The following is a 22,067-nucleotide window of genomic DNA, read 5'->3' on the forward strand; positions in this document are numbered from 1 at the left end:
GGTTCGGGCACACTTCCCGGCACCGATGGCCGCAGCCTTTGCTTGATTTCAAGTGGCAGATCACCCGGCTGGATCATCTCGGTCATCGCCAGATTGGTTGCGCGCTCGATGGTGTTTTCAAGCTCCCGAACATTACCCGGCCAGCTGTAGGCCGAAAGAATATCCAGCGCCTCTGGCGAGATGCCCTGCACCGATTTGCGCAATGACCGCGCGCAACGACCGAGAAAATGTCGCGCCAGCAAGGGCACATCTTCCCGGCGCATCCGCAGCGGCGGAACCGTCAGGTTCAGGACGTTGAGCCGGTAGTAAAGATCCTCACGGAAAGCGCCATCGGCCACCGCCTGGCTCAGGTTGCGGTGGGTGGCGGCGATGATGCGCACATCCACCTGCTGCGATTTTTTCGCCCCCACGCGCGTCACCTCGCCTTCCTGCAAGACCCGTAGCAGACTGACCTGGGCATCGAAAGACATGTCGCCGATTTCGTCGAGGAAGATCGTGCCGCCATCGGCCAATTCGAACTTCCCGGCAGATCCGCCGCGAGCCGATCCGGTGAAGGCGCCCTCGACATGACCAAACAGTTCGCTTTGCACCAGATCGCGCGGAATGGCTCCGCAATTGACCGCCACGAAAGGACCGTCGCAACGCTCGCTGGCGTTATGGATCGCCTGGGCGAACAGCTCCTTGCCGGTACCGCTCTCACCCAGAATCAGCGTGGTCGATTCACTGCGACTGGCGATCCGTCCCAGGTGCAAGGCGTCTTGTATCGCTCGCGAATTACCTTGAATGGTCTCGAAGGTGTAGCTGGCTTGAGTGCCGATGACCCGGCGCGTAATTTCGCGGATGCGCCGGTTCTCACGCAACGAAACAATCCGTCCACCCTGCTCCAGCGGGCACACCGATACCAGACACACCAAGTGACTGCGATCATGCAGTTCAAACGTGCAATCCAAATCTCGTAGCCCTTCCCCGCCATGCAGCAGAATCTTATCGGTCAGTTCGCTTTGCCCCAGACGCTGGAACGGGCTGCCGAGCAGATCCTGGCCCACGCGGAACAATTGCCGGGCATAACGGTTGAGCGCCTTGATGCAGCCCTGCTCATCCAGCACCACAAGCCCTTCGTTGAGCACTTCAAGCACGGTTTGTTGCTCTTCCAGCAGGGCTTGCAGCGCCATCTGCCGCGAGACCGCTTCGGCCGCGGCCTGGACGGTGCCCAGCGTATGAAAATGAAACCAGCCCGGCTCAGCGGTCAGGGTCAGCATGGCGAGCGTCCTGCCCTGCGCATCCCTGATCGGCGCGGCGGCGCAGTGCATGCGCCGTCGACGCAAGCCACTGGCGAAGTTTTCCTCGGCCAGCACATACACCAAGCGATCTTCGGCAAGCGCCAGCCCCGTGCAGTTGGTGCCCTGCACCGACTCCAGCAACCGGCTGCCCACCGGTGTGAGGTCCAGGCCGCAGAAGTACAGGGTCGTGCCTTGAGCATCGGTCAGGTTGATATGGCCCCTGGGGTTGTAGGCCAGCAATCCCCCCATGACCTGCGCCGCCGCTGCAATCAACGTGCGATTGGCCGCCAGCGTCGCGGCCAGAACCGCAGGAGCAACAAATCGATATTCGCCATCCTCAGGATCGAGGCCCATGCCGACGCTGCGCCGCCAGGAATCCCAAATCACCGGCCTGACCCCGGCAGGTCGATCGGTACGCCCGTTCAGACACGCCAGCCAGGCCTGTTCCAGCGCGGCGATCGAGCCTTCGTTCAACGACGCAGGGCCGAGAGCGGTGATGTAATCGAGGTCTTGCGCGCTGAAGGCTGTTACCTGTGGGTTGACCATCATCGACATCCGCTTCCATGTTCATGTTTTTGACATGTCAGTGTAGACATGTCCTGAGAATGAACACTTCTTTCAGAAAATATTGATTAAACCCTTAAATATCAATGATTTAAATATTGGCACAGCGCTTGCTCCGAGGGTTATGCCAGCGAGGACATTCCTGCGGCCAAGTCATTGAACAACAATAAAAGGGAGTCAATTCATGAGTACGTCCAAGATCATCCGCCTGGGCCTCATCGGCGCCGGCCGCATGGGCAGTTTTCACGGTCAGACGGCCGCCCGGCACATTCCCGGCGCCTGCCTGGCCGCCATCGCCGACCCGACACCCGGCCAGGCCGCTCGGTTGGCGGCAGAGTTGGGTGTGCAGAAGGTCTATACCGATCCACAGCAACTGCTCGATGACCCGGAAATTGACGGCGTCCTGATCGCCGCCCCGGCCCGCAGCCATGCCGAACTGGTAATCAGCGCGGCACGGGCCGGCAAAGGGGTGTTCTGTGAAAAACCCATGGCCATCACCCTGGACGAGGCCGACCGCGCCATCGCCGCAGCCACCGATGCCCGCGTGCCATTGCAGGTCGGCTTCAATCGTCGTTTTGCCAAAAGCTTCCGCGCCGCCCATCTGGACGTGGTCGCCGGCCGTATCGGTACGCCGCAACTGCTGCGCTCGCTGACTCGCGATCCGGCACTGAACAATCCCGCCGCTTCGCCGCAGTGGGTGATTTTTCTCGAAACCCTGATCCATGACTTCGATACCCTGCGCTACCTCAATCCCGGCGCCGAAGCGGTCGAGGTTTATGTCATGGCCGATGCGCTGATTGCACCGGACTACAAGAGCAAAGGGTTTCTGGACACCGCCGTGGTCACGATCCGTTTCGACAACGGCGCCATCGCCACGGCCGAGGCCAATTTCCAGGCCGTTTATGGCTACGATGTTCGAGGGGAAGTGTTCGGCAGCGCCGGCATGCTGACCATGGGCAGCGTCAATGACTCAGACCTGGTGCGCTACTTGGCTAATGGCATCCAGGCCGACACCCAACGCATGGACACCGACCTGTTGCGGGATGCCTATGTGGCCGAGCTCAATCACTTTGTCGACTGCCTGCGCACCGGTGAAAAACCACTGGCCAGCGGTGAAGATGCCCGAGCGGCACTGGCCATTGCCCGCGCGTGTATCGAGTCCGTCCAACAGGGCAAAGCAGTGCGCGTGCAAGGAGCCCGTTCATGAGTTTTATCCCGTTCAAACTGGCGATCAGCGCCGAGATGGTATTCCTCGACCTGCCGTTCACCGAACGCGTCAAACGGATTCACGCGCTGGGTTTCAGCGCCGAAATTTGGGACTGGACCCAGAAAGACATCCCGGCTCTGGTCGCCACCGGCGCTGACTTCACCTCGATGACCGGCTACATCTCAGGCAACCTGACCGACGCCGAAGGCATCCAGCACCTGCTCGACAGCGCACGGGAATCGCTGGCCGTCGCCGCACAACTGAATTGCCCGAGCCTCAACCTGCATGGCACTGGCTTGGGCGATAAAGGCTTGCCGGTCAAACCCGTGGCCCACACCACCGGACGCATGTGGTTGAGTGCCTGCAAGACCCTGGAAAAAATCGCTCGCCTGGGCGAAGACGCGGGCCGAGTGTTCTTGCTGGAAAACCTCAATACCGAAGTGGACCACCCCGGCACGCCCTTCGCTCGCGCCGACGATACCCTGGCGCTGATCGAGGCCGTGGGCAGCCCGCATTTGAAGATGAACCTGGACCTTTACCATGCCCAGATCGGCGAAGGAAACCTGATCGAACTGATCCAGCGCGCCGGCAGCGCCATCGGCGAAATCCAGGTGGCCGATGTCCCCGGCCGCATGGAGCCCGGCACCGGTGAAATCCATTATCCGACCATTGCCAAGGCCTTGTTCGGCATGGGATACACCGGGGTCGTCGGGCTCGAGGGCTGGGCCAGCGGCGACAGCGAAACGGCACTTGAGCGTTTTCGGCAAGCCTTCACGCTGGATTGAAATACCGCTCTCTTTGTAGCAGCTGCCGAGCTTGCGAGGCTGCGTTCGGCGGCGAAGCCGTCGTCAAACCAGAAGTCGCGGCGCTTCAGGCAGACCGCATCAGCCGGATTCACGACGGCTTCGCCGCCGAACGCAGCCTCGCTGGGGCTCGACAGCTGCTACGGGTCGCATTACGGCTTAACTGACTGGCTCATCTCATAACAACAAAAGGAAAACCATCATGCGTCGCTGCACACTTCTATTTGCCACGCTGTTATTACTCGCCAGCCAATGGGCCGCCGCCAGCTATCGCATCGGCGTCAGCATTGCCAGGGTTGACGACAACTTCATGACCTATGTGCGCAGCGGCCTGGAAAATGCCGCCAGGAAGGAGAACGTCCAGATCCAGTTCGAGGATGCCCAGGGTGATGTGGTTCGCCAGCTCAATCAGATTCAGGGCTTTCTCGGTCAAAAGGTGGATGCCGTCATCGTCCTGCCCGTGGACACCGCCGCCACCGCCAACATGACCCGCGCCGCCGTCGAGGCGAAGATTCCGCTGGTCTATGTCAACCGCCACCCGGACGAGCGCGTGCTGCCCAAAGGCGTGGTCACGGTGGCGTCCAATGACATCGAGGCCGGGCAACTGCAAATGCGCTACCTGGCCGACAAGCTGGGGGGCAAAGGCAACATCGCGATCATCATGGGCGACCTGGCACAGAACTCCACGCACGACCGCACCGAAGGGGTCAAACAGGTGCTCAAGGACTACCCCGGGATCAAGATCATCGAACAGCAAAGTGCCGAGTGGCAGCGCAACAAAGGCATGGACCTGACCAGCAACTGGCTGTTGGCTGGCACTGGCTTCGATGCCATCGTCGCCAACAACGACGAGATGGCCATCGGCGCGGCCATGGCACTGCAGCAAGCCGGCAAAGCCAAGGGCGAAATTGCGATTGTCGGCATCGATGGCCTGCCCGACGGCCTGGCGGCAATCAAGCGCGGGATGCTGGTCGCCTCCGTCTTTCAAGACCCCAAGGCCCAGGCGACCAGCGCGGTACAAGCGGCCATCAAGATGATCAAGGGCGAGCCGGTCGAAGCGGATGTCTGGGTACCCTTTCAGCTGATCACGCCGGATCAAGTGGCGATGTTTGAGCAGCATTACAAATAGCGTCAAAAGCCGTTCGATGGCTGCCCTGCGGGACGGGGCAGCAATCGGGCCGGAAGTCAGGTGTGCAGACTCGAAGGAAAGCCTTTATTTAACGAGCCGCTTTTCCTTGGAAGGTCTGTAACCGAAGTACGAGCTATAGCACTTGCTGAAATGGCTCGGCGACACGAAGCCACAAGCCACCAACACGTCGACCTGGGACAGTTCGGTGTGCTGGAGCAGTCGCCGTGCTTCGGTGATCCGCAGCTCCATGTAATACCGCTGCGGCGTTGTACCGAGTTGCTCCTTGAACAAGCGTTCCAGTTGCCGCCGGGAACGACCGGCATAGGCCGCCAGTTGCTCCAGCTCCAGAGGCTCTTCGAGGTTGGCGTCCATCAGCTTGACCACCTCGCGCAAGGGCGCGCTCACACAGATATTTTCGGCCGGTTTGATGCGCCGATAGCGAGACTCCTCGAACGCCAGAATGTCCTCGATCCCCTCGACGAGGGCTTTATCGTGCAAGCCCTTGATCCAGTCCAGCGCCATATGAAATGCCCCCGAGGGGCTGGACGCGGTGAGGCGGTCGCGATCAATGACATAGGGTTCACTGGTGACTTGCGTCGCCTTGGAGATTTCCGCGAGTGCGGGGCGATGTTCGGGGTGAATGGCGCAACGATACCCATCGAGCAAACCTGCGCTGCCCAGAAACCATGCGCCATTCCACAACCCAGCCAGGCAGATACCCTGGTTCGCCGCCATTCGCAACAGGCTGATGAACTCATCATCAGCCTTGAGCTCTGTCCTGTAGCCGCCACAAATCACCAGCAGATCCAAGTCGTGAATGGCTGAAGCATCCAGACGTGCATCCGGCCGGATGACCAGGCCCAGATCGCTGATGACCTCGCCGTCGTTCAAGCCGAACGTTCGCGAAGAGAACAGCCTGGGTCGTAGAAGATTCGCGGTGACAATGGTGTCCAGTGCCTGGGTGAACGCAGGCAGCGAGAAATGCTCGAGCAGCACAAAGCCTGCCCGGGTCATTCGAGCAAGCTCATCAGGGTTTTCATTCAGATAGCGGAGATTTTTTCCCTTCATGCCTCCGCTGAATTGGCGTCGTTCGATCAATGTTCGACCCACTCGGTTACTGCGTAGATAAAGCCTAATGCTAACTGTAGAAGCGCAAAAAGCCCTAGCAACATTATGCGACCGATCAAGCCAGTTGAAAGCCGATCCGGCACCACCCAACAGACAGGTTCAATCACAGAGGAAGGGAACGGTCCTGAATGACCCGTTTCATCACCAGGGTGGATGTCAGGCGCTGGACGTTGGGCAGTGTGGAGAGGCGTTCATCATAAAGCTGCTGGAAAGCCGGCAGATCCCGGGTGACGACGTGGAGCAGGTAATCGGGCTCTCCAAAAAGCCTTTGCGCCTCCACGATCTGGGGTATCTCCTGAAGCGCGACCTCGAATGCTTCAACCGCCCGGTGATCGCCCTCGCGAAGCGTCGCAAACACCATTGCCGAAAAGTTAAGGCCAAGTGCACTGGGGGCGAGTTGTGCGCGATAGCCCAGGATCACGCCTGATTCTTCCAGAGCACGCACTCGACGATGGCAGGGGGACAGGCTGAGACCGACCCGCTCTGCCAGTTCAGTCACCGACAGGCGCCCGTCTGCCTGAAGCTCGGCAAGAATTTTCAGATCAATTCTGTCCATATAGAAGAATCTCCCTCAAACCAGTATCTGCATTGGAATAATAGGGAAAATATTCTAGCCGGTTTCAATTATTCTTTTTCTCGAACTTTAACGCTGTTGGTCGTCCGCACTTGGAAACGAGTCGGTCGCCCCTTCCTGTCTGCGAGATAGAAAAATGCAAAAACCCGTTGTAATTAGAAGGTGGCGATCATGACCCTTAGTGTTTTCGCCGCCTTCTGGGCCGTGTCGTTTTTATTCGTGATTACACCGGGGGCCGATTGGGCCTATGCCATATCGGCAGGATTATTCGGGCGTGTGGTGATGCCCGCCGTGGCCGGGCTACTGATCGGGCATTTAGTCGCCACGCTGGTCGTGGCGGCCGGTGTCGGCGGACTTGTTGCAAGCAACCCCGTTGCCCTTTCGGTGCTTACCGTCGGCGGGGCTGCGTATCTGTTTTGGCTGGGCGTCAGCATGCTCCTGCATCCTTCGGTTCCTCGCGCGGGACAAGCCCAGCAATCCGGCTCCTGGGCGCGCTGGACCTTTAAAGGGGTTTGCGTGAGCGGCCTCAACCCCAAGGTCTTTCTGCTGTTCCTGGCGTTACTGCCTCAATTCACTGACCCGACGGCCTCCTGGCCGGTGCCGATGCAGATCATCGCGTTAGGCCTGCTCCATGCGTTCAGTTGTGGCGTGGTTTATTTGCTGGTGGGGTTCGGCTCTCGAGTCGTGTTGCAGGCACGTCCCGTTGCGGCTCAAGTGGTCAGTCGGCTCTCGGGAGCGATCATGATCATCATCGCGGTGCTGTTGTTGATCGAGCAGATCTTGCGCTGACCGTTATTTCATCTCGGAGGAAAAGATAATGAGTGAAACGTTCTCGCCTTATGGCAACAACGAAGTGTCGAATATGCAAGCACGCATCCGGATTCCTCATCTGCAACAGATGAAAGTACGTGGCCGGAAGTGGGCGATGCTGACCGCTTACGACATGTACACAGCCACGATTTTCGAAGAAGCCGGCATTCCTGTTCTGCTGGTGGGCGACTCGGCATCCAACAACGTCTACGGCCATGAATCCACGCTCCCAGTCACGGTTGACGAGCTGATTCCACTGGTACGCGCCGTCACCCGATCAACCCGCAGGCCGTTGGTGATTGCCGATCTGCCCTTCGGCTCCTACCAGGCTTCGGCCGAGCAGTGTTTCCACACCGCCGTGCGTTTCATGAAGGAAGGCGGCGCCCATGCGGTGAAAATCGAGGGAGACATCGAGATGCTGCCGCAGGTCGAGAAACTCACGCGCTCGGGAATTCCAGTGATGGCTCACATCGGCTTTACCCCGCAAGCCGAACATCAACTGGGCGGCTACCGTGTTCAAGGGCGAGGTGACGATGCGCAGCGACTGATCGACAGTGCCCGAGCCTTCGAGGCTGCCGGCGCCTTCGCGCTGCTCATTGAAATGGTGCCCGCAGAGGTCGCTGCACAGATCACCGCCGCCGTCGCCATTCCTACCGTCGGCATCGGTGCCGGCAACGGTTGTGACGCTCAAGTATTGGTGTGGCAGGACATGGCGGGATTGCGCACCGGACCTCTGCCCAGGTTCGTCAAACAATACGCCGACCTGCGAGGCGTGCTGCTCGGTGCCGCCCGCGACTTCGCCGGCGATGTGCAAGCAGGCGACTTTCCAGGGACCGAGCATTCTTTTTAGTCGAAGGAGAAAGCGCTTCAATGAAAAGCTTCAGACAGCGTGCAGCCGAAGGGCTCCAGACAGGCGATAACTTCACCCTCTCCCGCTGCTTCTCGCAGGAAGACATCCAGCGCTTTGCGCAGATCTCCCGCGACTACAATCCGGTGCATTTCGATGCGCATTTCGCGCAAGCGCGACACTTCAAGGCACCGGTCTCCCATGGCTTGCTGACGGCCAGCCTGATGACTGAAATCGGCGGCCAGATTGGCTGGCTGGCCTCGGCGATGACGTTCCACTTCAAGCGCCCCGTTTATCCTGGGGACACCGTCACCTGCCATTGGCTCATCAAGGACGTGGATGAAAAAGGTCGTGCGACGGCGGTTATCACGATGATCAACGAGGATGGCATTACTGTGCTGGAGGGAGAAACCAGTGGCGTATTACCTGGCCCAAGGGAGAGAGGAATCATGAGGCAGATGCTGGCCGAGGGTGATCCCACAAACGGGGAGTGTTCTGATGGATGATCACCATGGGTTGAGAGCAGTCCTTACTAAACCGGCGTTTTTCCGCCCAGACTGAATAAAAAAAAGACGGATTTATTTTCTTAAAAATAATTCCGCGCCCTATTCCGAAATAGGACTTCCCACATCACCCTGTGAACACCGTCGCAAGAGTAGCCACCAGGAGAGAGCCGAGACGGTACAATTCCGTCCTATCTGATTTTCGTTTGCAATGTTTTTGTCAAACTGGAAAAGTTTCTCAGCATCCCTGAAAAAGAAAACACCCCCCCATTCGTAAGCTTTACCACCACGCGTGGGCTACCTTTATCTCGGCGTAACTGAACGTCTAAAACATCCCTCAACAGGAAGGTTTTTTTCGTGAATCCGTAAATCTCCACACGTGTCTCATCAACGCGAACTGAAAACTTGAAAAGATAGGCGGCGTATATGATTACAATCGTGGCAAAACCAAAGCACATCAGGTACCCGACCGACGAAATCGGTTTCGCAGGATTATCTGAAATGGCTGGAACGATTATGAAAATCACAGAAACGGCAACTGCCAGAAATACAACATGGAAGGGATATCGGTAAACAGCCTTCCCTTCATTTGGGGCGCGAACCGGCATATCACCGACAGATGCTAGTCGCTCTTGTTGCCCCATCGATTCAGCCCGCAGTTCATTAAGCAGCTTTGCTGTCGCTATCCACACTACGAAGGCTACGAATAGATAAGCCATGCAAAAGTAAAGCCCCGGCGAAATTCGTATACCCCACCATTCAAAAAGCCAATCTCCGCCTTTCACTGCCACGAAACAGCCAATGACGACCAAAACTAATGCTCTGACAATATCCGGAAAGTACTTTGGTTTTTTCCTCATTTGCCACGCTCCTTCTGCTTACACAGAATTTAGTCGTGTTGCATCGACCGGTTGAATCCACAGTCGAAACCAGCCCTTTGCACCACACAACAATCGACCAATTGCACCCCGCATCGCTATCTCGCGCCCTGCTGGTATTCACGGGGTGTACATCCAAACTCGCGACGAAACACCGTGTGTAGATATTGTGCGGATTTGAAACCGCAATTACGGGCAACGTCCGCAATCGCTGTGTCGGTATTTTCCAGCCCGCTGGTGGCGGCCGCCAGTTTGAAGCGCAGAATCTCGTCGTGCACGCTGCAGCCTCGCACAGTGCGAAAGTGCGACTCCAGCGATGAGCGCGACACGCCGACATAAGCCGCCACTTGCGCCGTCTTGATGCCCTGGCAGGCATATTGGCGGATAAACAGCAGCGCTTGCATGACGTAGGGGTTGCCCAAGGGTTGGTGCAAACTCGACACCTGCACGTTGATCGCATCAGGCGGGATCAGGATGTGCGTGCCCGTGGAAGGCTTGCCGTGCAGCATCTGGTGCAGCAGTTGCGCGGCGGTGCGGCCCATGGTTTCGGTGCCCTGGATGACCGAGCTCAGGGGGACCCGGGTCAGGCTGCGTGTCAGGGGGTCGTTGTCGATGCCGATCAACGCCACCTGCTCCGGTACGGCGATTCCGGCGGTCAGGCAGGCTTGCAGCAACTGCCGGGCGCGGGCATCACTGACGGCGATGATGCCAATGGGCTTGGGCAGGCTTTGGAGCCAGGCGATCAGTTGTTCGACGGCACTGTCCCAGAGCGGTGCGCTGGTTCCCATGCCGCGATAGACCTCGGCGTGCAAGCCGTCACGTTGCATCAGTCGTCGAAAGGATTTTTCCCGCTCCTGAGCCCAACGATTTGCCTGCGCTTCAGGCAGGCTGAAGCAGGCAAAACGCTGCAGTCCTGCCTCGATCAAGTGCGCGTAAGCCAGTGTGATCAGTGCGTTATTGTCGGTAGCGACGTACGGAATGCCTTTTGGATAGGCCCGCTCATCCTGATAGGAACCACCCACCGCCACCACGGGCAACTTGATGCCGGCCAGCGCCTCGCCAATCAGCGGATCGTCGAAGTCGGCAATGATTCCGTCACCTTGCCAGCGCTCGATCCCTTTCAGCCGGCAGAGAAAATCCTCTTCCAGGAACAGGTCCCAGGACGCGCGAGTACTGCTCAGGTAGTTGCCGATGCCGCTGATGATGCCGCGGTCATAAATCTTGCTCCCATTGAACAACAGTGCGATGCGGTGAACAGGCGGTACGGTTTTCATTGTTTTCAGGCTTGTTCCGGGCCCCTTGTCACGGAGGCGGTTTGCACAGACTAGGCGCGCAGACGGCGAATCTCAATACGCAAAATCGCACCCGCTGTTGGTGATTTTCATAATCAGCAGGCATGGGGCCGTTGTTAGTATCGAGACACGCCCAAGAACAACAAGGACATTGCCAATGCCGTACTTCCCCGATGTCGACCGGATCCGCTACGAAGGCCCTGCCAGTGATTCTCCCCTCGCCTTCCGTCACTACGACGCCGACAAAATCATCCTCGGCAAACCCATGCGCGAACACCTGCGCATGGCCGCCTGTTATTGGCACACCTTCGTCTGGCCGGGTTCGGATGTGTTCGGTGCAGGTACTTTCAAACGCCCGTGGCAACACGCCGGCGACCCGATGGAGCTGGCCATTGGCAAGGCGGCAGCCGCGTTCGAGTTCTTCTCCAAATTGGGTATCGACTATTACTGCTTCCACGACACGGATGTCGCCCCGGAAGGCAATTCGCTGAAGGAGTACCGCAACCACTTTGCGCAAATGATTGATCACCTGGAACGACACCAGGAAGAAAGCGGGATCAAGCTGCTGTGGGGAACCGCCAACTGCTTCAGCAATCCACGCTTTGCCGCAGGCGCCGCCAGCAACCCGGACCCCGAAGTGTTCGCCTGCGCCGCTGCCCAGGTATTCAGCGCCATGAACGCGACCCAACGCCTGAAAGGGTCCAACTACGTGTTGTGGGGCGGTCGCGAAGGCTACGAAACCCTGCTCAACACCGACTTGAAACGTGAACGCGAACAACTGGGCCGCTTCATGCGCATGGTGGTCGAGCACAAGCACAAGATCGGTTTCAAAGGCGACCTGCTGATCGAACCCAAGCCGCAGGAGCCGACCAAGCACCAATACGATTACGACAGCGCCACCGTGTTTGGCTTTCTCCAGCAGTTCGGCCTGGAAAAGGAAATCAAGGTCAACATCGAGGCCAACCACGCGACCCTGGCCGGTCATAGCTTTCATCACGAGATTGCGACGGCCGTCTCGCTGGGGATTTTCGGCAGCATCGACGCCAACCGCGGTGATCCGCAAAACGGCTGGGACACCGATCAATTCCCCAACAGCGTCGAAGAAATGACCCTGGTCACCTATGAAATTCTCAAGGCCGGCGGGTTCAAGAATGGCGGGTTCAACTTCGACTCCAAGGTTCGCCGCCAGAGCCTCGATGAGATCGATCTGTTCCATGGTCACGTCGGCGCAATGGACGTCCTCGCCCAGTCCCTGGAGCGGGCAGCCGCCATGGTGCAGAACGACCAGCTTCAGCTGTTCAAGGATCAACGCTACGCCGGCTGGCAGCAGCCGTTCGGGCAGGCGGTGCTGGCGGGTGAGTTCAACCTCCAGTCATTGGCCGAACATGCATTCGCCAACGAGCTGAATCCGCAGGCCGTCAGCGGCAGGCAGGAGATGCTCGAAAACCTCGTCAACCGGTTTATCTATCGCTGATCGCCAACGGTGACTGCGGGCGCTGTGACATTTGCGCGACAAATCTGTAGTCCGTTGCGTCTGCCGATTCTCTACAGTTCTCCCAGCCCGATACTCATCGTCAGGCCGTGTCTTTCAAACAAAAATAAAAGGACGCACCACCATGAAGAACGTAAAACGCGCGCTATTTGCCAGCGCCCTGGCCCTGCTGTCGCTGCCGGTGATGGCCGATGCTGCCCATCCGAAAATCGGTTTCTCCATTGATGATCTGCGGTTGGAACGCTGGTCACGTGACCGCGACTACTTCGTTGCGGCGGCGGAGAAAATGGACGCCAAGGTCTTCGTACAGTCGGCCGATGCCAACGAGCAAAAGCAGATTTCGCAAATCGAAAACCTCATTTCCCGTGGCGTCGATGTCATCGTCATCGTGCCGTTCAACGCCACGGTCCTGACCAATGCAGTGGCCGAAGCGAAGAAAGCCGGAATCAAGGTCGTGTCCTATGACCGTCTGATACTCAACGCGGATATCGACGCCTACATTTCCTTCGATAACGAAAAGGTCGGCGAGATGCAGGCCAGCGGCGTGCTGCACGCAGCGCCCAAGGGCAATTACTTCCTGCTCGGTGGTGCGCCCACCGACAACAACGCAAAAGTCCTGCGCGAAGGTCAGATGAAAGTGCTGCAACCGGCCATCGACAAGGGTGATATCAAGATCGTCGGCCAACAATGGGTGAAGGAATGGAACCCTACCGAAGCGCTGAGCATTGTTGAAAACGCCTTGACCCGCAACGCCAACAAAATCGACGGCATCGTCGCCTCCAACGACGCCACGGCAGGCGGCGCCATCCAGGCCCTTGCCGCTCAGCAACTGGCCGGCAAGGTGCCGATTTCGGGGCAGGACGCGGACCTCGCAGCGGTCAAGCGAGTGATCGCCGGCACTCAAACCATGACCGTGTACAAGCCGCTGAAACTCATCGCCTCCGAAGCCGCCAAGCTCTCGGTGCAACTGGCGCGTAACGAGAAACCCGCCTACAGCTCGCAGTACGACAACGGCAGCAAAAAAGTCGACACCATCCTGCTCACTCCGACTCCGTTGACCAAGGACAACATCGACCTGCTGGAACAGGACGGGTTCTACACCAAGGCGCAGATTGCCGGAAAGTGATCATCACTCCGTAATGCCCCCGCAGGAGCTCGCTCCTGCGGGACCAGCCTCGTACGTGCCGCTTATGAGTCTCTGCCATGTCCGACTATCTGCTGCAAATGAACGGTATCGTCAAAACCTTCGACGGTGTCAAAGCGCTCAATGGCATCGACATCAAGGTCAAGCCGGGTGAGTGCGTCGGGCTGTGCGGCGAGAATGGCGCCGGCAAGTCCACGCTGATGAAGATCCTTTCCGCGGTGTACCCCCATGGCACCTGGGACGGTGAAATCCTCTGGGACGGTCAACCGCTCAAGGCGCAATCGATCAGCGAAACGGAAGCCGCCGGTATCGTCATCATTCACCAGGAGCTGACGCTGGTTCCCGACCTGTCGGTGGCCGAGAACATTTTCATGGGCCATGAACTGACGCTGCCTGGTGGGCGGATGAATTACCCGGCGATGATCCACCGCGCCGAAGCCCTGATGCGTGAACTGAAAGTGCCGGACATGAACGTATCGCTGCCGGTTTCGCAGTACGGCGGCGGCTATCAGCAACTGGTGGAAATCGCCAAGGCACTGAACAAGCAGGCGCGCCTGTTGATCCTCGACGAGCCTTCATCGGCCCTGACCCGTTCGGAAATCGAGGTGTTGCTGGACATCATCCGCGACCTCAAGGCCAAGGGTGTTGCCTGTGTGTACATCTCCCACAAGCTCGATGAAGTGGCCGCCGTGTGTGACACCATTTCGGTGATCCGGGACGGCAAACACATCGCCACGACCGCCATGGCGGACATGGATATTCCACAGATCATCACTCAGATGGTCGGACGGGAAATGAGCAACCTCTACCCCACCGAGCCACACGACATTGGCGAGGTGATTTTCGAGGCCCGCCACATCACCTGCTACGACGTCGACAACCCCAGGCGCAAACGGGTCGACGATATTTCGTTCGTCCTCAAACGCGGGGAAATTCTCGGCATCGCCGGGCTGGTCGGTGCAGGCCGCACCGAACTGGTGACCGCGCTGTTCGGCGCCTACCCCGGTCGCCACGAAGGCGAAGTCTGGCTGGACGGCCAACTCATCGACACCCGCACGCCGCTCAAGTCAATCCGTGCCGGCCTGTGCCTGGTGCCCGAGGACCGCAAGCGCCAGGGCATCATTCCAGACCTGGGAGTCGGCCAGAACATCACCCTGGCCGTGCTGGACAGTTACTCGAAACTGACCCGCATCGATACCGAAGCCGAACTGGCCAGCATCGATCGGGAAATTTCGCGCCTGCACCTGAAGACCGCGAGCCCGTTCCTGCCGATCACCAGTCTGTCCGGCGGCAATCAACAAAAAGCCGTATTGGCGAAGATGCTGCTGACCAAACCCCGGGTGCTGATTCTCGATGAGCCCACCCGGGGGGTGGATGTCGGCGCCAAGTACGAGATCTACAAGTTGATGGGGGCGCTGGCGGCCGAAGGCGTGGCGATCATCATGGTGTCTTCGGAGCTGGCCGAAGTGCTCGGCGTTTCCGACCGCGTACTGGTGATCGGCGAAGGCCGGTTGCAGGGCGACTTCATCAACCATGAACTCACTCAGGAACAGGTGCTCGCCGCCGCACTCAGCCAGCCTGACAGCCATAACAATAAAGATCGGAAATCCGCGTAAATGAATCAGGTCAAACAACTCTTCACCCGCTACAAGATGCTCGCGCTGGTGTTTGCCGTGGCGTTTATCTGGCTGTTCTTCAGCTGGCAGACCGAGGGCGGATTCCTGACACCGCGCAACCTCTCCAATCTGCTGCGCCAGATGTCCATTACCGGGATTCTCGCCTGCGGTATGGTGCTGGTCATCATCAGCGGCGAGATCGATTTGTCGGTCGGCTCATTGCTGGGCCTGCTCGGTGGCGTCGCGGCGATTCTCGACGTTATCTACCACATACCGCTGCTGGCGAACCTGAGCCTTGTCGTCCTGTGCGGACTGCTGATCGGCCTCGCCAACGGCTACATGGCCGCCTACCTGCGCATTCCGTCTTTCATCGTGGGGCTGGGGGGTATGCTGGCTTTCCGAGGCATTTTGCTGGGGATTACCGGCGGCACGACCATCGCCCCGGTGTCGCCGGAGTTCGTCTACATTGGCCAGGGTTATTTGCCACACACGATCGGCACGGGCCTGGGCGTTCTGCTGTTCGCACTGACGTTGTTCCTGACCTGGAAACAACGGCGCAATCGCGCCCTTCACGGCCTGGCGGCACATTCACTGGTGCGTGACGTCGTACGCGTGCTGCTGATCGGCGCGGTGCTGGCCGGCTTCGTCCAGACCCTCAACAGCTATGACGGCATTCCCGTGCCGGTCCTGCTTCTGCTGATCCTGCTGGGCGGGTTCAGCTACGTGACCAGTCAGACCGTCTTCGGCCGACGCGTCTATTCCGTGGGCAGCAACATGGAAGCGACGCGCCTGTCCGGTATCAATGTGCAGGCCGTGAAGCTCTGGATTTTCGGGATCATGGGCGTGATGTGCGCCCTCGCCGGCGTGGTCAACACCGCGCGCCTGGCCGCCGGTTCGCCCTCGGCCGGCAGCATGGGCGAACTCGACGCCATCGCCGCCTGCTTCATCGGCGGCACCTCCATGCGCGGCGGCTCCGGCACTGTCTACGGCGCCCTCCTCGGCGCGCTGGTCATTACCAGCCTGGACAACGGCATGTCCATGCTCGACGTCGACAGTTATTGGCAGATGATCGTCAAGGGCAGCATTCTGGTGTTGGCCGTGTGGGTAGATGTGAGCACCCGGACCGGACGACGGTGATCCGCTGCGGATGAAGTCATTCACGACCGTCTGCTTCTGGCGAGATGCCAGTCGTTGTGACGGTCGTAATGCAGCCACCGATAGTCAGTGGCTGGCAGCTTTGGGTTGAAGGTTCTCTGTTGCGACGGGCGACTATCGGCCAAATGCGGTCATTGGGTTACTCCAGCTAAATTAATTCATCGGGATGCTATGGTGTGTGCACCTGATTTTGTTTTTACTATGGCCAAGGAAGTGCGGGATGTTCGTATACCTCGATGAGACTGAATTCGGAGAAGGCGCATTTAGTGGATATGCCAGCCTAATAACTGAGGAGCGCATCGGCCAGGAGGTTATCGATGATGCATTAGAAAATCTTCGAATCGATACCGACCGTTTCCTGGCGCCTCAAAAAGCTATGGATGATAGAACCCTTGAAAGAGGATACTTTCACGCCGCCGATGACAGCAAAAATGCTCATTCCCATCTTTGCAACGCTATAAACAAGCACATTACCGGAAACTTTAAATCACATATTTTTCATGCAAGAAAAACCAGTTTTTCTGGCATTGAAGAGATTTACGATCTCGCATCAAAGCTTGCTGTAGTGGGGTTATTTTCAAAAGCGCGAGAGCTCACATTTATTTTTGAGGGTAGGCATGGAATAAGTGTGCAGACACTATTTGAAAAGTGGTGGCCAGACCTGTGGAAAGGATTGAGCCAAAACTGTTTTTCAGCTCCATTTATCGTCAAATATTACCCAGATGTAAACTTCGAAATTTCCGACAAAAGCAATCCTGGATCACAAGTTGTAGACTTTATGCTTTGGTCTTCGCAGCGAGCAGCCTATGCGAACGACCCTAAATGGTTCGAACGGTTAAATGGATGGGCCAAGAGCAGCACAACCACCATCGATGGCGGCTGGGAAGGCCATAGTATTACTAGGCTTATTCCAGAAAATTTGAATCTGAAGCGATACGACGTAGAAGATTGCCTAAGAGAGACTCCACTTTTGGGTCTAGATCATGACCTCTATACAATTTTAATAAACGTACAAAAAGTAATTAACAATAGTCATTCATCCCCCAACAAAGCCCATATTAATCACTTCTATTCAGATGTAGATTTCCTTGTTAGGAATCGACTAGCCAAGCAAGGTGTTGACTTTGTCATAAAAATGGCTGATTGCTTTATAAAATTATTTGACAACATTGCATTGATTTCATGTGAAACCCCTCCCAACGAAAAGACTTTTTGGCTTATGGCACGCAAGTGCATGGCCTTAACACTACGCGATGAGTTAGAAGCTAAAATTCACGCAATTAGACTTTTCGATGTTCGGAGTGATTTGATTGAAAATCATCCCGCGCTATTCGAGGAAGGTCTTTCCTAGGGGCATGAATTCCTGCTATGGGTACGATTCCGTTGAAAAAAGTCGGCAATCGTTTGCGCATCAGAAAAGTACGCGTCCGAAACTGAAACCTTTACTTTTTGCAAAGGCTTCCGGACTCGGATTTCACGTAGCAGCGTGCAAAACAGGCATTTTCACCAGTCAATGATCTGGCAGTTTGGGCAGACCGATTTTTTCAAAAGAATCAGTACGATTGCAGCCCGTCAGGACAGGCTCCTATCGGCCAATAGCGGTCAGCCCGACGCATCGGGAGTGACGAGCAATTTACCTTGTTACAAAATGCCCTCCAGCCATCTCAATCGTGCGACTACGCTAAGGGATCCTAAACCGCTGAGGTTTCATTATGACAAATGGAATTTTTCACGTTGACTTTCGCTCAAGCACCGGTGACTACGGTGATGGATTGGTGGTTGTGAAGGATGGATCAGTAAATGGAGGTGATCCTCACTATCTGTATCAAGGACAAGTGCCTACTGAGTCGGGCTCGTTTGAGTGTCAATTCAATGTAAGAAAGTGGCGCGATGGTAATACAAACGTAGTGGGCGTTGATAATTACACCCTTTCCGCAAAGGGACACGTGAACTACGAAGCTGGAACCCTTGAACTACAGGGTAGCGTGGTCGGTGCCCCTCACTTGACCATCCAACTGAAAGGAAAAAAAATTCAGAGCGCTGTCTAAGTCAGAAGGATAGACCAATGGAGACTGCCGCTACTGAAAGCGGCAGTTTCTATATCGCTTTAATCGGCGAACGCTAAACTGTGATAATCGCAGAGGCCGGCTAGGAGCAGATATGGCCTGTTCCTGATTGACTATATACAGTGAACCGATTGTACGGCCTACTGCGTTCATCTTTGTAGCTGGAACTAGTTTTAGTTCCCCATTTTTTTCGGCATTTTGTGGATGACAAGCCAACACTCAGCGAGTGATCCTAGTGACTTGCTTGTTTAGCCAACACGAGCATCCCAAGCAATTCAGATTGCTTGCTAGCGTGCTGTTCCAACGCATCGTCCAGCAATGTCTCCATATCTCGCTTGGCAAGACGAAGTGAGCCCACGGCAATGGCAGCGGCAAATTCCAGGGCTGCGTCGCCAAAGTCCTTGTCACAGCGTACAAAAACCTTCACCAACAACTCTTTCATTATCTTGCTGAGTTCTGGGCTGGATGAGTAGTCCAACTCCGCAGGCTGGCACGCCCTCAGCATGCACGCTTGCAAGATTGCGTCGTTGAACCTCAGGAAGCACTCTGGTGCCAGCACAACTGACTCGTAGCCATTGGGGCGGAGGCGCCTTTCGTGCTCTTTATATTCGCGAGCGCTTTGGAGTACAGCAGAGATAGTGAGGTACACCATGCTTGGCTCAACTTCAGCATATCGCTTAGCAATATCAGTACTGTCTCCGAAAAAGAGAAAGCCTTCCGATAGAGAGAGCTTGTTGCCTCGCGGCGACGCCAAAAAACCATTAAACGCGTTTAATGCTGCCTTACCAGCCAATTCAAGCGAGGGGAATATATTGGATGTGTCATTAAGGGATCCCAGTTCTAGGTCATGGATGTTTTTGTCTGAATGTGCCTCATATGCCGTAATCAGGCGATACCATGAGTTGTCGTCTGAGTCTTCTCCGAGAGGTAGTTGGATCCAGTTGGCGAAACCGTACTCTCTGGGCGTAGAGTTGCGTACCAAAAACATCCGCAATTGATTCCATGACTCGTTCGTCTGGGGGATTCCGATTGGGGAGAGGAAATGCCTCGGAATGTCAGCGTTGATATACGAGCGCAGATCGCGACTGATTTCCCGAAGAACGCCTCCATCCCTCGCGACAGTGGAAACGATCACTACACCAGTGGCGTCCTTGCAGTTGTCCTTCTCCAGCTCATGATACGGAGTCACTGTGATCGACAAACCTGCAGCCAAGCGAGCGCTCAGGCGATCTACGACGATCCCCGCCAGAACCTTGGATGCTTCATCATCAGCATGGATAACGTGACTGACGGTCAGCGGGAATGACCAGTCAATTTCTGCGTTGAGCCATTTCTGAAATTCTTTGTGCTCCAGCACCTTCGTGACATCAAGTTGCAGCAGCTTACTCTTCGTCGCGATGCGGGTGTTGAAGGGGTATATCGAGAAACCAAAGTATTCGTGGAAATCAGCTAAGGCCTTCGGGGTATGTGGCTGTCCGATAACGACTGGTCGAGGAGGCTTGGCTTTGGACGAGAAATTTTCGCCGATGATCTCGATCAGGGTACCGTCGCTGACTTTCAAATCAGGAAAGGCGACGCCCATACTGTCAAGCGCGACCATCACGTCACCGGCTCGCCCCTGTGACGTCACATCGACGATAGTGGCGATTCGCTCGGGATCCCACACGCTGCTTGCCATATTGCCTGCCATGCTGCCGGAGGTGGAGGCGGAAATGATGCAGAAGTAGGGTTCCGGCGGCGGGTTGATTTTCTCCAACTCATCATACGAGTGGAAGCTTACGATTTCTGCCTCGGATCGGCACAGGGCCAGAGCGCACTTAACGTAGGCATAGATGCCCATCGTATCGATGAAGACCTTGCAGCTGCCTTGCAGGGCCTCCCCGTGGCATAGAGCGATCAAGTACGCGACGACATACAGTTCTGCCTCGCCGGAGGCGATCTCCCTTGCTTGGATGAAGACCTTGTTCCTTCTCTGGGAAGGATGCTTGAACACATGCCCGGAGGGAGCCTGGTGGACGGCATTGTTTTTTTCGATGAGGCTGTATACGGCCCGGCTCATCAAACGCTTCAGATCCATCTTGTAAGGGCCTGGCTCTTGTCCAAGGCTATGTTGTTGGAAATTTGCACCATTCCATTCGGCGAAGGTGTACTGCTTCACGAAGTCGAAGCCAGCCTTCATGCCACGTTTGATCATGGTTTGCAGGTGAATATTGGTGGGGTCCCAGGCTGCCTTGAAGATGTTGTATTGCTGGGTAGTGCCCACGATGTATACACAATCTGGAAGATTGGCATCACTTTTGAGGGCTGTCTCCACATCTGCATATACATTCCCTTCGGTCAGTTGGCAGCGTTTGTAGCAGAGCACCAAAGTTTCAATGCTGCCGTGCGAGGGACGGTGTTCTAGGTTTCGCCAAGAAAAAAACCGTTCCATCAGTGAGCCCTCAGCGGTACAAGGATGGAAATAACTGCACCTTGAACGGGCGAAAGGTTGGTTTGAGCCCAGTGACGGAAGTCAAAGATGTCACGAGTGTCGGCAGGCTCAAATGCGTTGAACACCGACAGTCTTCCCGTGCGGATTCTCATCATCCCGCCTATTTGTCTCAGTTGTTGCAATACGGACGGTAATCCTTCGCCTGCCGCGGTTTGGGGTTTCGAGGTCGATTTGTGTCGCAGGCATGTGAGGAGTGCCTGCAGCTCATCGTCGAGAGACATCTCCTGCACTGGCTTTCCGGTGTATCGGCTAACTAAACCAGGTCCAGAGTCAAAATAGCTCACCTCGAATACCCTTAGACTTGTGAGCCCTGTATCTGTCTTGGTGGACTCGCCATCCCAGTAACTTTTGAGGAGGGGGTGACCAGAGAAGTCTTCGGAATGGAGCCAGTCATACAGCCGTGTCCATCCCATCATCATTCCCTCGACATGCGAGAGATACGGTCTACCGGTATGATCCTTGAGTGCATGGTCTTGAGTATTCTGGATGAGTTCAGCAGAGAACAATGCGAGCGCGTTGGTCAAAGGCTCATCCACCTTATCCTTGGTTTGTTTCATGGCACAATCAATCAGCTTGCGCATCACTGGGGCCATGTCATCCCTCTCTTTGGCCTTACCTCGTGAAGCGAACAGAGGCTTCAAAAATTGGACTCTTGAGCCGCTGACGCACAGGAGATCAATGCACCGCCCCTTAATGACTTGGTCAAAGTCTTGGGCGTCCATAGCTTTCATTCTTTCGGCGGCGAAGACTAGGACATCTCGGCGATCGACTTCTTTTTTCCCAACGCGTATTCCCTTTGACAGTCGGACACCCGCAATGCCGGGTGAGTAATCACAAACCGCCTGAAGAGCATTCAAGTCTGGAGTGTTCGGATGAATGTCCAGATAATCATCTTCAAGCTTTTGGCGTGCGAGCGTAACGATCATCTGCAGTCGAGACGCATCGAGCATCGGGCTATGACGAGCTTCGAGCGGATCTGTAGGAAAGCGGAAGATCGTATCGCTGTCGGATGACTCGATTTGGGAGATGATCTTTTCAATATCAACCAAACTCCGGCACTTCCCAACACTTTTAACAGTTGACAAGTA

19 protein-coding genes are annotated in these 22,067 nt (G+C 56.4%); 12 read left to right on the plus strand and 7 right to left on the minus strand.

The window, feature by feature from the left end; all coding sequences use genetic code 11:
• A partial coding sequence (locus tag ACCC96_RS06525) for a sigma-54 interaction domain-containing protein (protein ID WP_413695251.1) occupies positions 1-1,835 on the minus strand: 1,835 nt, incomplete at its 3' end.
• A 193-nt stretch (positions 1,836-2,028) separates the two neighbouring features.
• Here ACCC96_RS06525 and ACCC96_RS06530 point away from each other — a divergent pair.
• The 3 genes from ACCC96_RS06530 to ACCC96_RS06540 all read left to right on the plus strand — a co-directional run bounded on the left by ACCC96_RS06530 (position 2,029) and on the right by ACCC96_RS06540 (position 4,983).
• Positions 2,029-3,051, plus strand: a complete 1,023-nt coding sequence (locus tag ACCC96_RS06530) for a Gfo/Idh/MocA family oxidoreductase (RefSeq protein ID WP_413695252.1) — start codon at positions 2,029-2,031, stop codon at positions 3,049-3,051.
• Positions 3,048-3,836: a TIM barrel protein gene (locus tag ACCC96_RS06535; RefSeq protein WP_413695253.1), complete on the plus strand. Its 789-nt coding sequence runs from the start codon at positions 3,048-3,050 to the stop codon at positions 3,834-3,836. Before ACCC96_RS06530 ends, ACCC96_RS06535 begins: the two co-directional genes overlap by 4 nt.
• Positions 3,837-4,056: 220 nt before the next feature.
• Positions 4,057-4,983, plus strand: a complete 927-nt coding sequence (locus ACCC96_RS06540; protein WP_064618544.1) for a sugar ABC transporter substrate-binding protein — start codon at positions 4,057-4,059, stop codon at positions 4,981-4,983.
• 84 nt (positions 4,984-5,067) lie between these two features.
• Here the strand turns inward: ACCC96_RS06540 and ACCC96_RS06545 are convergent, their stop codons facing one another.
• Together ACCC96_RS06545 and ACCC96_RS06550 are read right to left on the minus strand one after the other, a co-directional pair.
• Positions 5,068-6,051: a GlxA family transcriptional regulator gene (locus tag ACCC96_RS06545; RefSeq protein ID WP_258668979.1), complete on the minus strand. Its 984-nt coding sequence runs from the start codon at positions 6,049-6,051 to the stop codon at positions 5,068-5,070.
• A gap of 163 nt (positions 6,052-6,214) precedes the next feature.
• Positions 6,215-6,667 (minus strand): Lrp/AsnC family transcriptional regulator, encoded by a 453-nt coding sequence (locus ACCC96_RS06550; protein WP_019648613.1) that lies wholly within the window; start codon positions 6,665-6,667, stop codon positions 6,215-6,217.
• A 189-nt stretch (positions 6,668-6,856) separates the two neighbouring features.
• Between ACCC96_RS06550 and ACCC96_RS06555 the strand changes: the two genes are divergently transcribed.
• Genes ACCC96_RS06555 through ACCC96_RS06565 form a run of 3 tightly spaced genes read left to right on the plus strand, consistent with a single transcriptional unit; the run spans position 6,857 to position 8,848 of the window.
• Positions 6,857-7,474, plus strand: coding sequence for a LysE family translocator (locus ACCC96_RS06555; RefSeq protein ID WP_413695254.1), 618 nt, complete (start codon positions 6,857-6,859; stop codon positions 7,472-7,474).
• Between the two features lie 28 nt (positions 7,475-7,502).
• Complete coding sequence (gene panB / locus ACCC96_RS06560; RefSeq protein WP_413695255.1) at positions 7,503-8,345, plus strand: 3-methyl-2-oxobutanoate hydroxymethyltransferase; 843 nt, start codon at positions 7,503-7,505, stop codon at positions 8,343-8,345.
• Positions 8,346-8,365: 20 nt separating this feature from the next.
• Positions 8,366-8,848 carry a MaoC family dehydratase gene (locus tag ACCC96_RS06565; RefSeq protein ID WP_413695256.1) on the plus strand — a complete coding sequence of 161 codons (483 nt, stop codon included), beginning with the start codon at positions 8,366-8,368 and terminating at the stop codon, positions 8,846-8,848.
• Positions 8,849-9,036: 188 nt separating this feature from the next.
• Here the strand turns inward: ACCC96_RS06565 and ACCC96_RS06570 are convergent, their stop codons facing one another.
• A complete protein-coding gene (locus ACCC96_RS06570; protein WP_413695257.1) occupies positions 9,037-9,705 on the minus strand; it encodes a hypothetical protein in 669 nt (222 codons plus the stop codon).
• A gap of 116 nt (positions 9,706-9,821) precedes the next feature.
• Complete coding sequence (locus ACCC96_RS06575) at positions 9,822-10,997, minus strand: XylR family transcriptional regulator (protein ID WP_413695258.1); 1,176 nt, start codon at positions 10,995-10,997, stop codon at positions 9,822-9,824.
• 175 nt (positions 10,998-11,172) lie between these two features.
• On the opposite strand from ACCC96_RS06575, the gene xylA reads away from it, so the two are divergent.
• From xylA to ACCC96_RS06605, 6 genes are all read left to right on the plus strand, one after another.
• Positions 11,173-12,489, plus strand: a complete 1,317-nt coding sequence (gene xylA / locus ACCC96_RS06580) for a xylose isomerase (protein WP_413695259.1) — start codon at positions 11,173-11,175, stop codon at positions 12,487-12,489.
• Positions 12,490-12,631: 142 nt separating this feature from the next.
• Complete coding sequence (gene xylF / locus ACCC96_RS06585; protein ID WP_019648608.1) at positions 12,632-13,633, plus strand: D-xylose ABC transporter substrate-binding protein; 1,002 nt, start codon at positions 12,632-12,634, stop codon at positions 13,631-13,633.
• A gap of 77 nt (positions 13,634-13,710) precedes the next feature.
• Positions 13,711-15,267 (plus strand): D-xylose ABC transporter ATP-binding protein, encoded by a 1,557-nt coding sequence (gene xylG / locus ACCC96_RS06590; protein WP_413695260.1) that lies wholly within the window; start codon positions 13,711-13,713, stop codon positions 15,265-15,267.
• A complete protein-coding gene (locus ACCC96_RS06595) occupies positions 15,268-16,404 on the plus strand; it encodes a sugar ABC transporter permease (protein ID WP_019580218.1) in 1,137 nt (378 codons plus the stop codon). It begins immediately after the preceding gene.
• 238 nt (positions 16,405-16,642) lie between these two features.
• Complete coding sequence (locus ACCC96_RS06600) at positions 16,643-17,773, plus strand: hypothetical protein (protein WP_413695261.1); 1,131 nt, start codon at positions 16,643-16,645, stop codon at positions 17,771-17,773.
• A gap of 361 nt (positions 17,774-18,134) precedes the next feature.
• Positions 18,135-18,470 carry a GrlR family regulatory protein gene (locus tag ACCC96_RS06605; RefSeq protein ID WP_413695262.1) on the plus strand — a complete coding sequence of 112 codons (336 nt, stop codon included), beginning with the start codon at positions 18,135-18,137 and terminating at the stop codon, positions 18,468-18,470.
• A gap of 250 nt (positions 18,471-18,720) precedes the next feature.
• Here the strand turns inward: ACCC96_RS06605 and ACCC96_RS06610 are convergent, their stop codons facing one another.
• Together ACCC96_RS06610 and ACCC96_RS06615 are read right to left on the minus strand one after the other, a co-directional pair.
• Complete coding sequence (locus tag ACCC96_RS06610) at positions 18,721-20,919, minus strand: hypothetical protein (RefSeq protein WP_413695263.1); 2,199 nt, start codon at positions 20,917-20,919, stop codon at positions 18,721-18,723.
• A complete protein-coding gene (locus ACCC96_RS06615) occupies positions 20,919-22,064 on the minus strand; it encodes a hypothetical protein (RefSeq protein WP_413695264.1) in 1,146 nt (381 codons plus the stop codon). Before ACCC96_RS06615 ends, ACCC96_RS06610 begins: the two co-directional genes overlap by 1 nt.
• Positions 22,065-22,067 lie beyond the last annotated feature (3 nt).

It is taken from the genome of Pseudomonas sp. Pseusp11 (assembly GCF_047304405.1).
Taxonomy (GTDB): domain Bacteria; phylum Pseudomonadota; class Gammaproteobacteria; order Pseudomonadales; family Pseudomonadaceae; genus Aquipseudomonas.

Coding starts and splice junctions, on each gene's coding strand:
- ACCC96_RS06530 (WP_413695252.1), top strand. CDS start 2,029: ATGAGTACGTCCAAGATCATCCGCCTGGGCCTCATCGGCGCCGGCCGC.
- ACCC96_RS06535 (WP_413695253.1), top strand. CDS start 3,048: ATGAGTTTTATCCCGTTCAAACTGGCGATCAGCGCCGAGATGGTATTC.
- ACCC96_RS06540 (WP_064618544.1), top strand. CDS start 4,057: ATGCGTCGCTGCACACTTCTATTTGCCACGCTGTTATTACTCGCCAGC.
- ACCC96_RS06545 (WP_258668979.1), bottom strand. CDS start 6,051: ATGAAGGGAAAAAATCTCCGCTATCTGAATGAAAACCCTGATGAGCTT.
- ACCC96_RS06550 (WP_019648613.1), bottom strand. CDS start 6,667: ATGGACAGAATTGATCTGAAAATTCTTGCCGAGCTTCAGGCAGACGGG.
- ACCC96_RS06555 (WP_413695254.1), top strand. CDS start 6,857: ATGACCCTTAGTGTTTTCGCCGCCTTCTGGGCCGTGTCGTTTTTATTC.
- panB (WP_413695255.1), top strand. CDS start 7,503: ATGAGTGAAACGTTCTCGCCTTATGGCAACAACGAAGTGTCGAATATG.
- ACCC96_RS06565 (WP_413695256.1), top strand. CDS start 8,366: ATGAAAAGCTTCAGACAGCGTGCAGCCGAAGGGCTCCAGACAGGCGAT.
- ACCC96_RS06570 (WP_413695257.1), bottom strand. CDS start 9,705: ATGAGGAAAAAACCAAAGTACTTTCCGGATATTGTCAGAGCATTAGTT.
- ACCC96_RS06575 (WP_413695258.1), bottom strand. CDS start 10,997: ATGAAAACCGTACCGCCTGTTCACCGCATCGCACTGTTGTTCAATGGG.
- xylA (WP_413695259.1), top strand. CDS start 11,173: ATGCCGTACTTCCCCGATGTCGACCGGATCCGCTACGAAGGCCCTGCC.
- xylF (WP_019648608.1), top strand. CDS start 12,632: ATGAAGAACGTAAAACGCGCGCTATTTGCCAGCGCCCTGGCCCTGCTG.
- xylG (WP_413695260.1), top strand. CDS start 13,711: ATGTCCGACTATCTGCTGCAAATGAACGGTATCGTCAAAACCTTCGAC.
- ACCC96_RS06595 (WP_019580218.1), top strand. CDS start 15,268: ATGAATCAGGTCAAACAACTCTTCACCCGCTACAAGATGCTCGCGCTG.
- ACCC96_RS06600 (WP_413695261.1), top strand. CDS start 16,643: ATGTTCGTATACCTCGATGAGACTGAATTCGGAGAAGGCGCATTTAGT.
- ACCC96_RS06605 (WP_413695262.1), top strand. CDS start 18,135: ATGACAAATGGAATTTTTCACGTTGACTTTCGCTCAAGCACCGGTGAC.
- ACCC96_RS06610 (WP_413695263.1), bottom strand. CDS start 20,919: ATGGAACGGTTTTTTTCTTGGCGAAACCTAGAACACCGTCCCTCGCAC.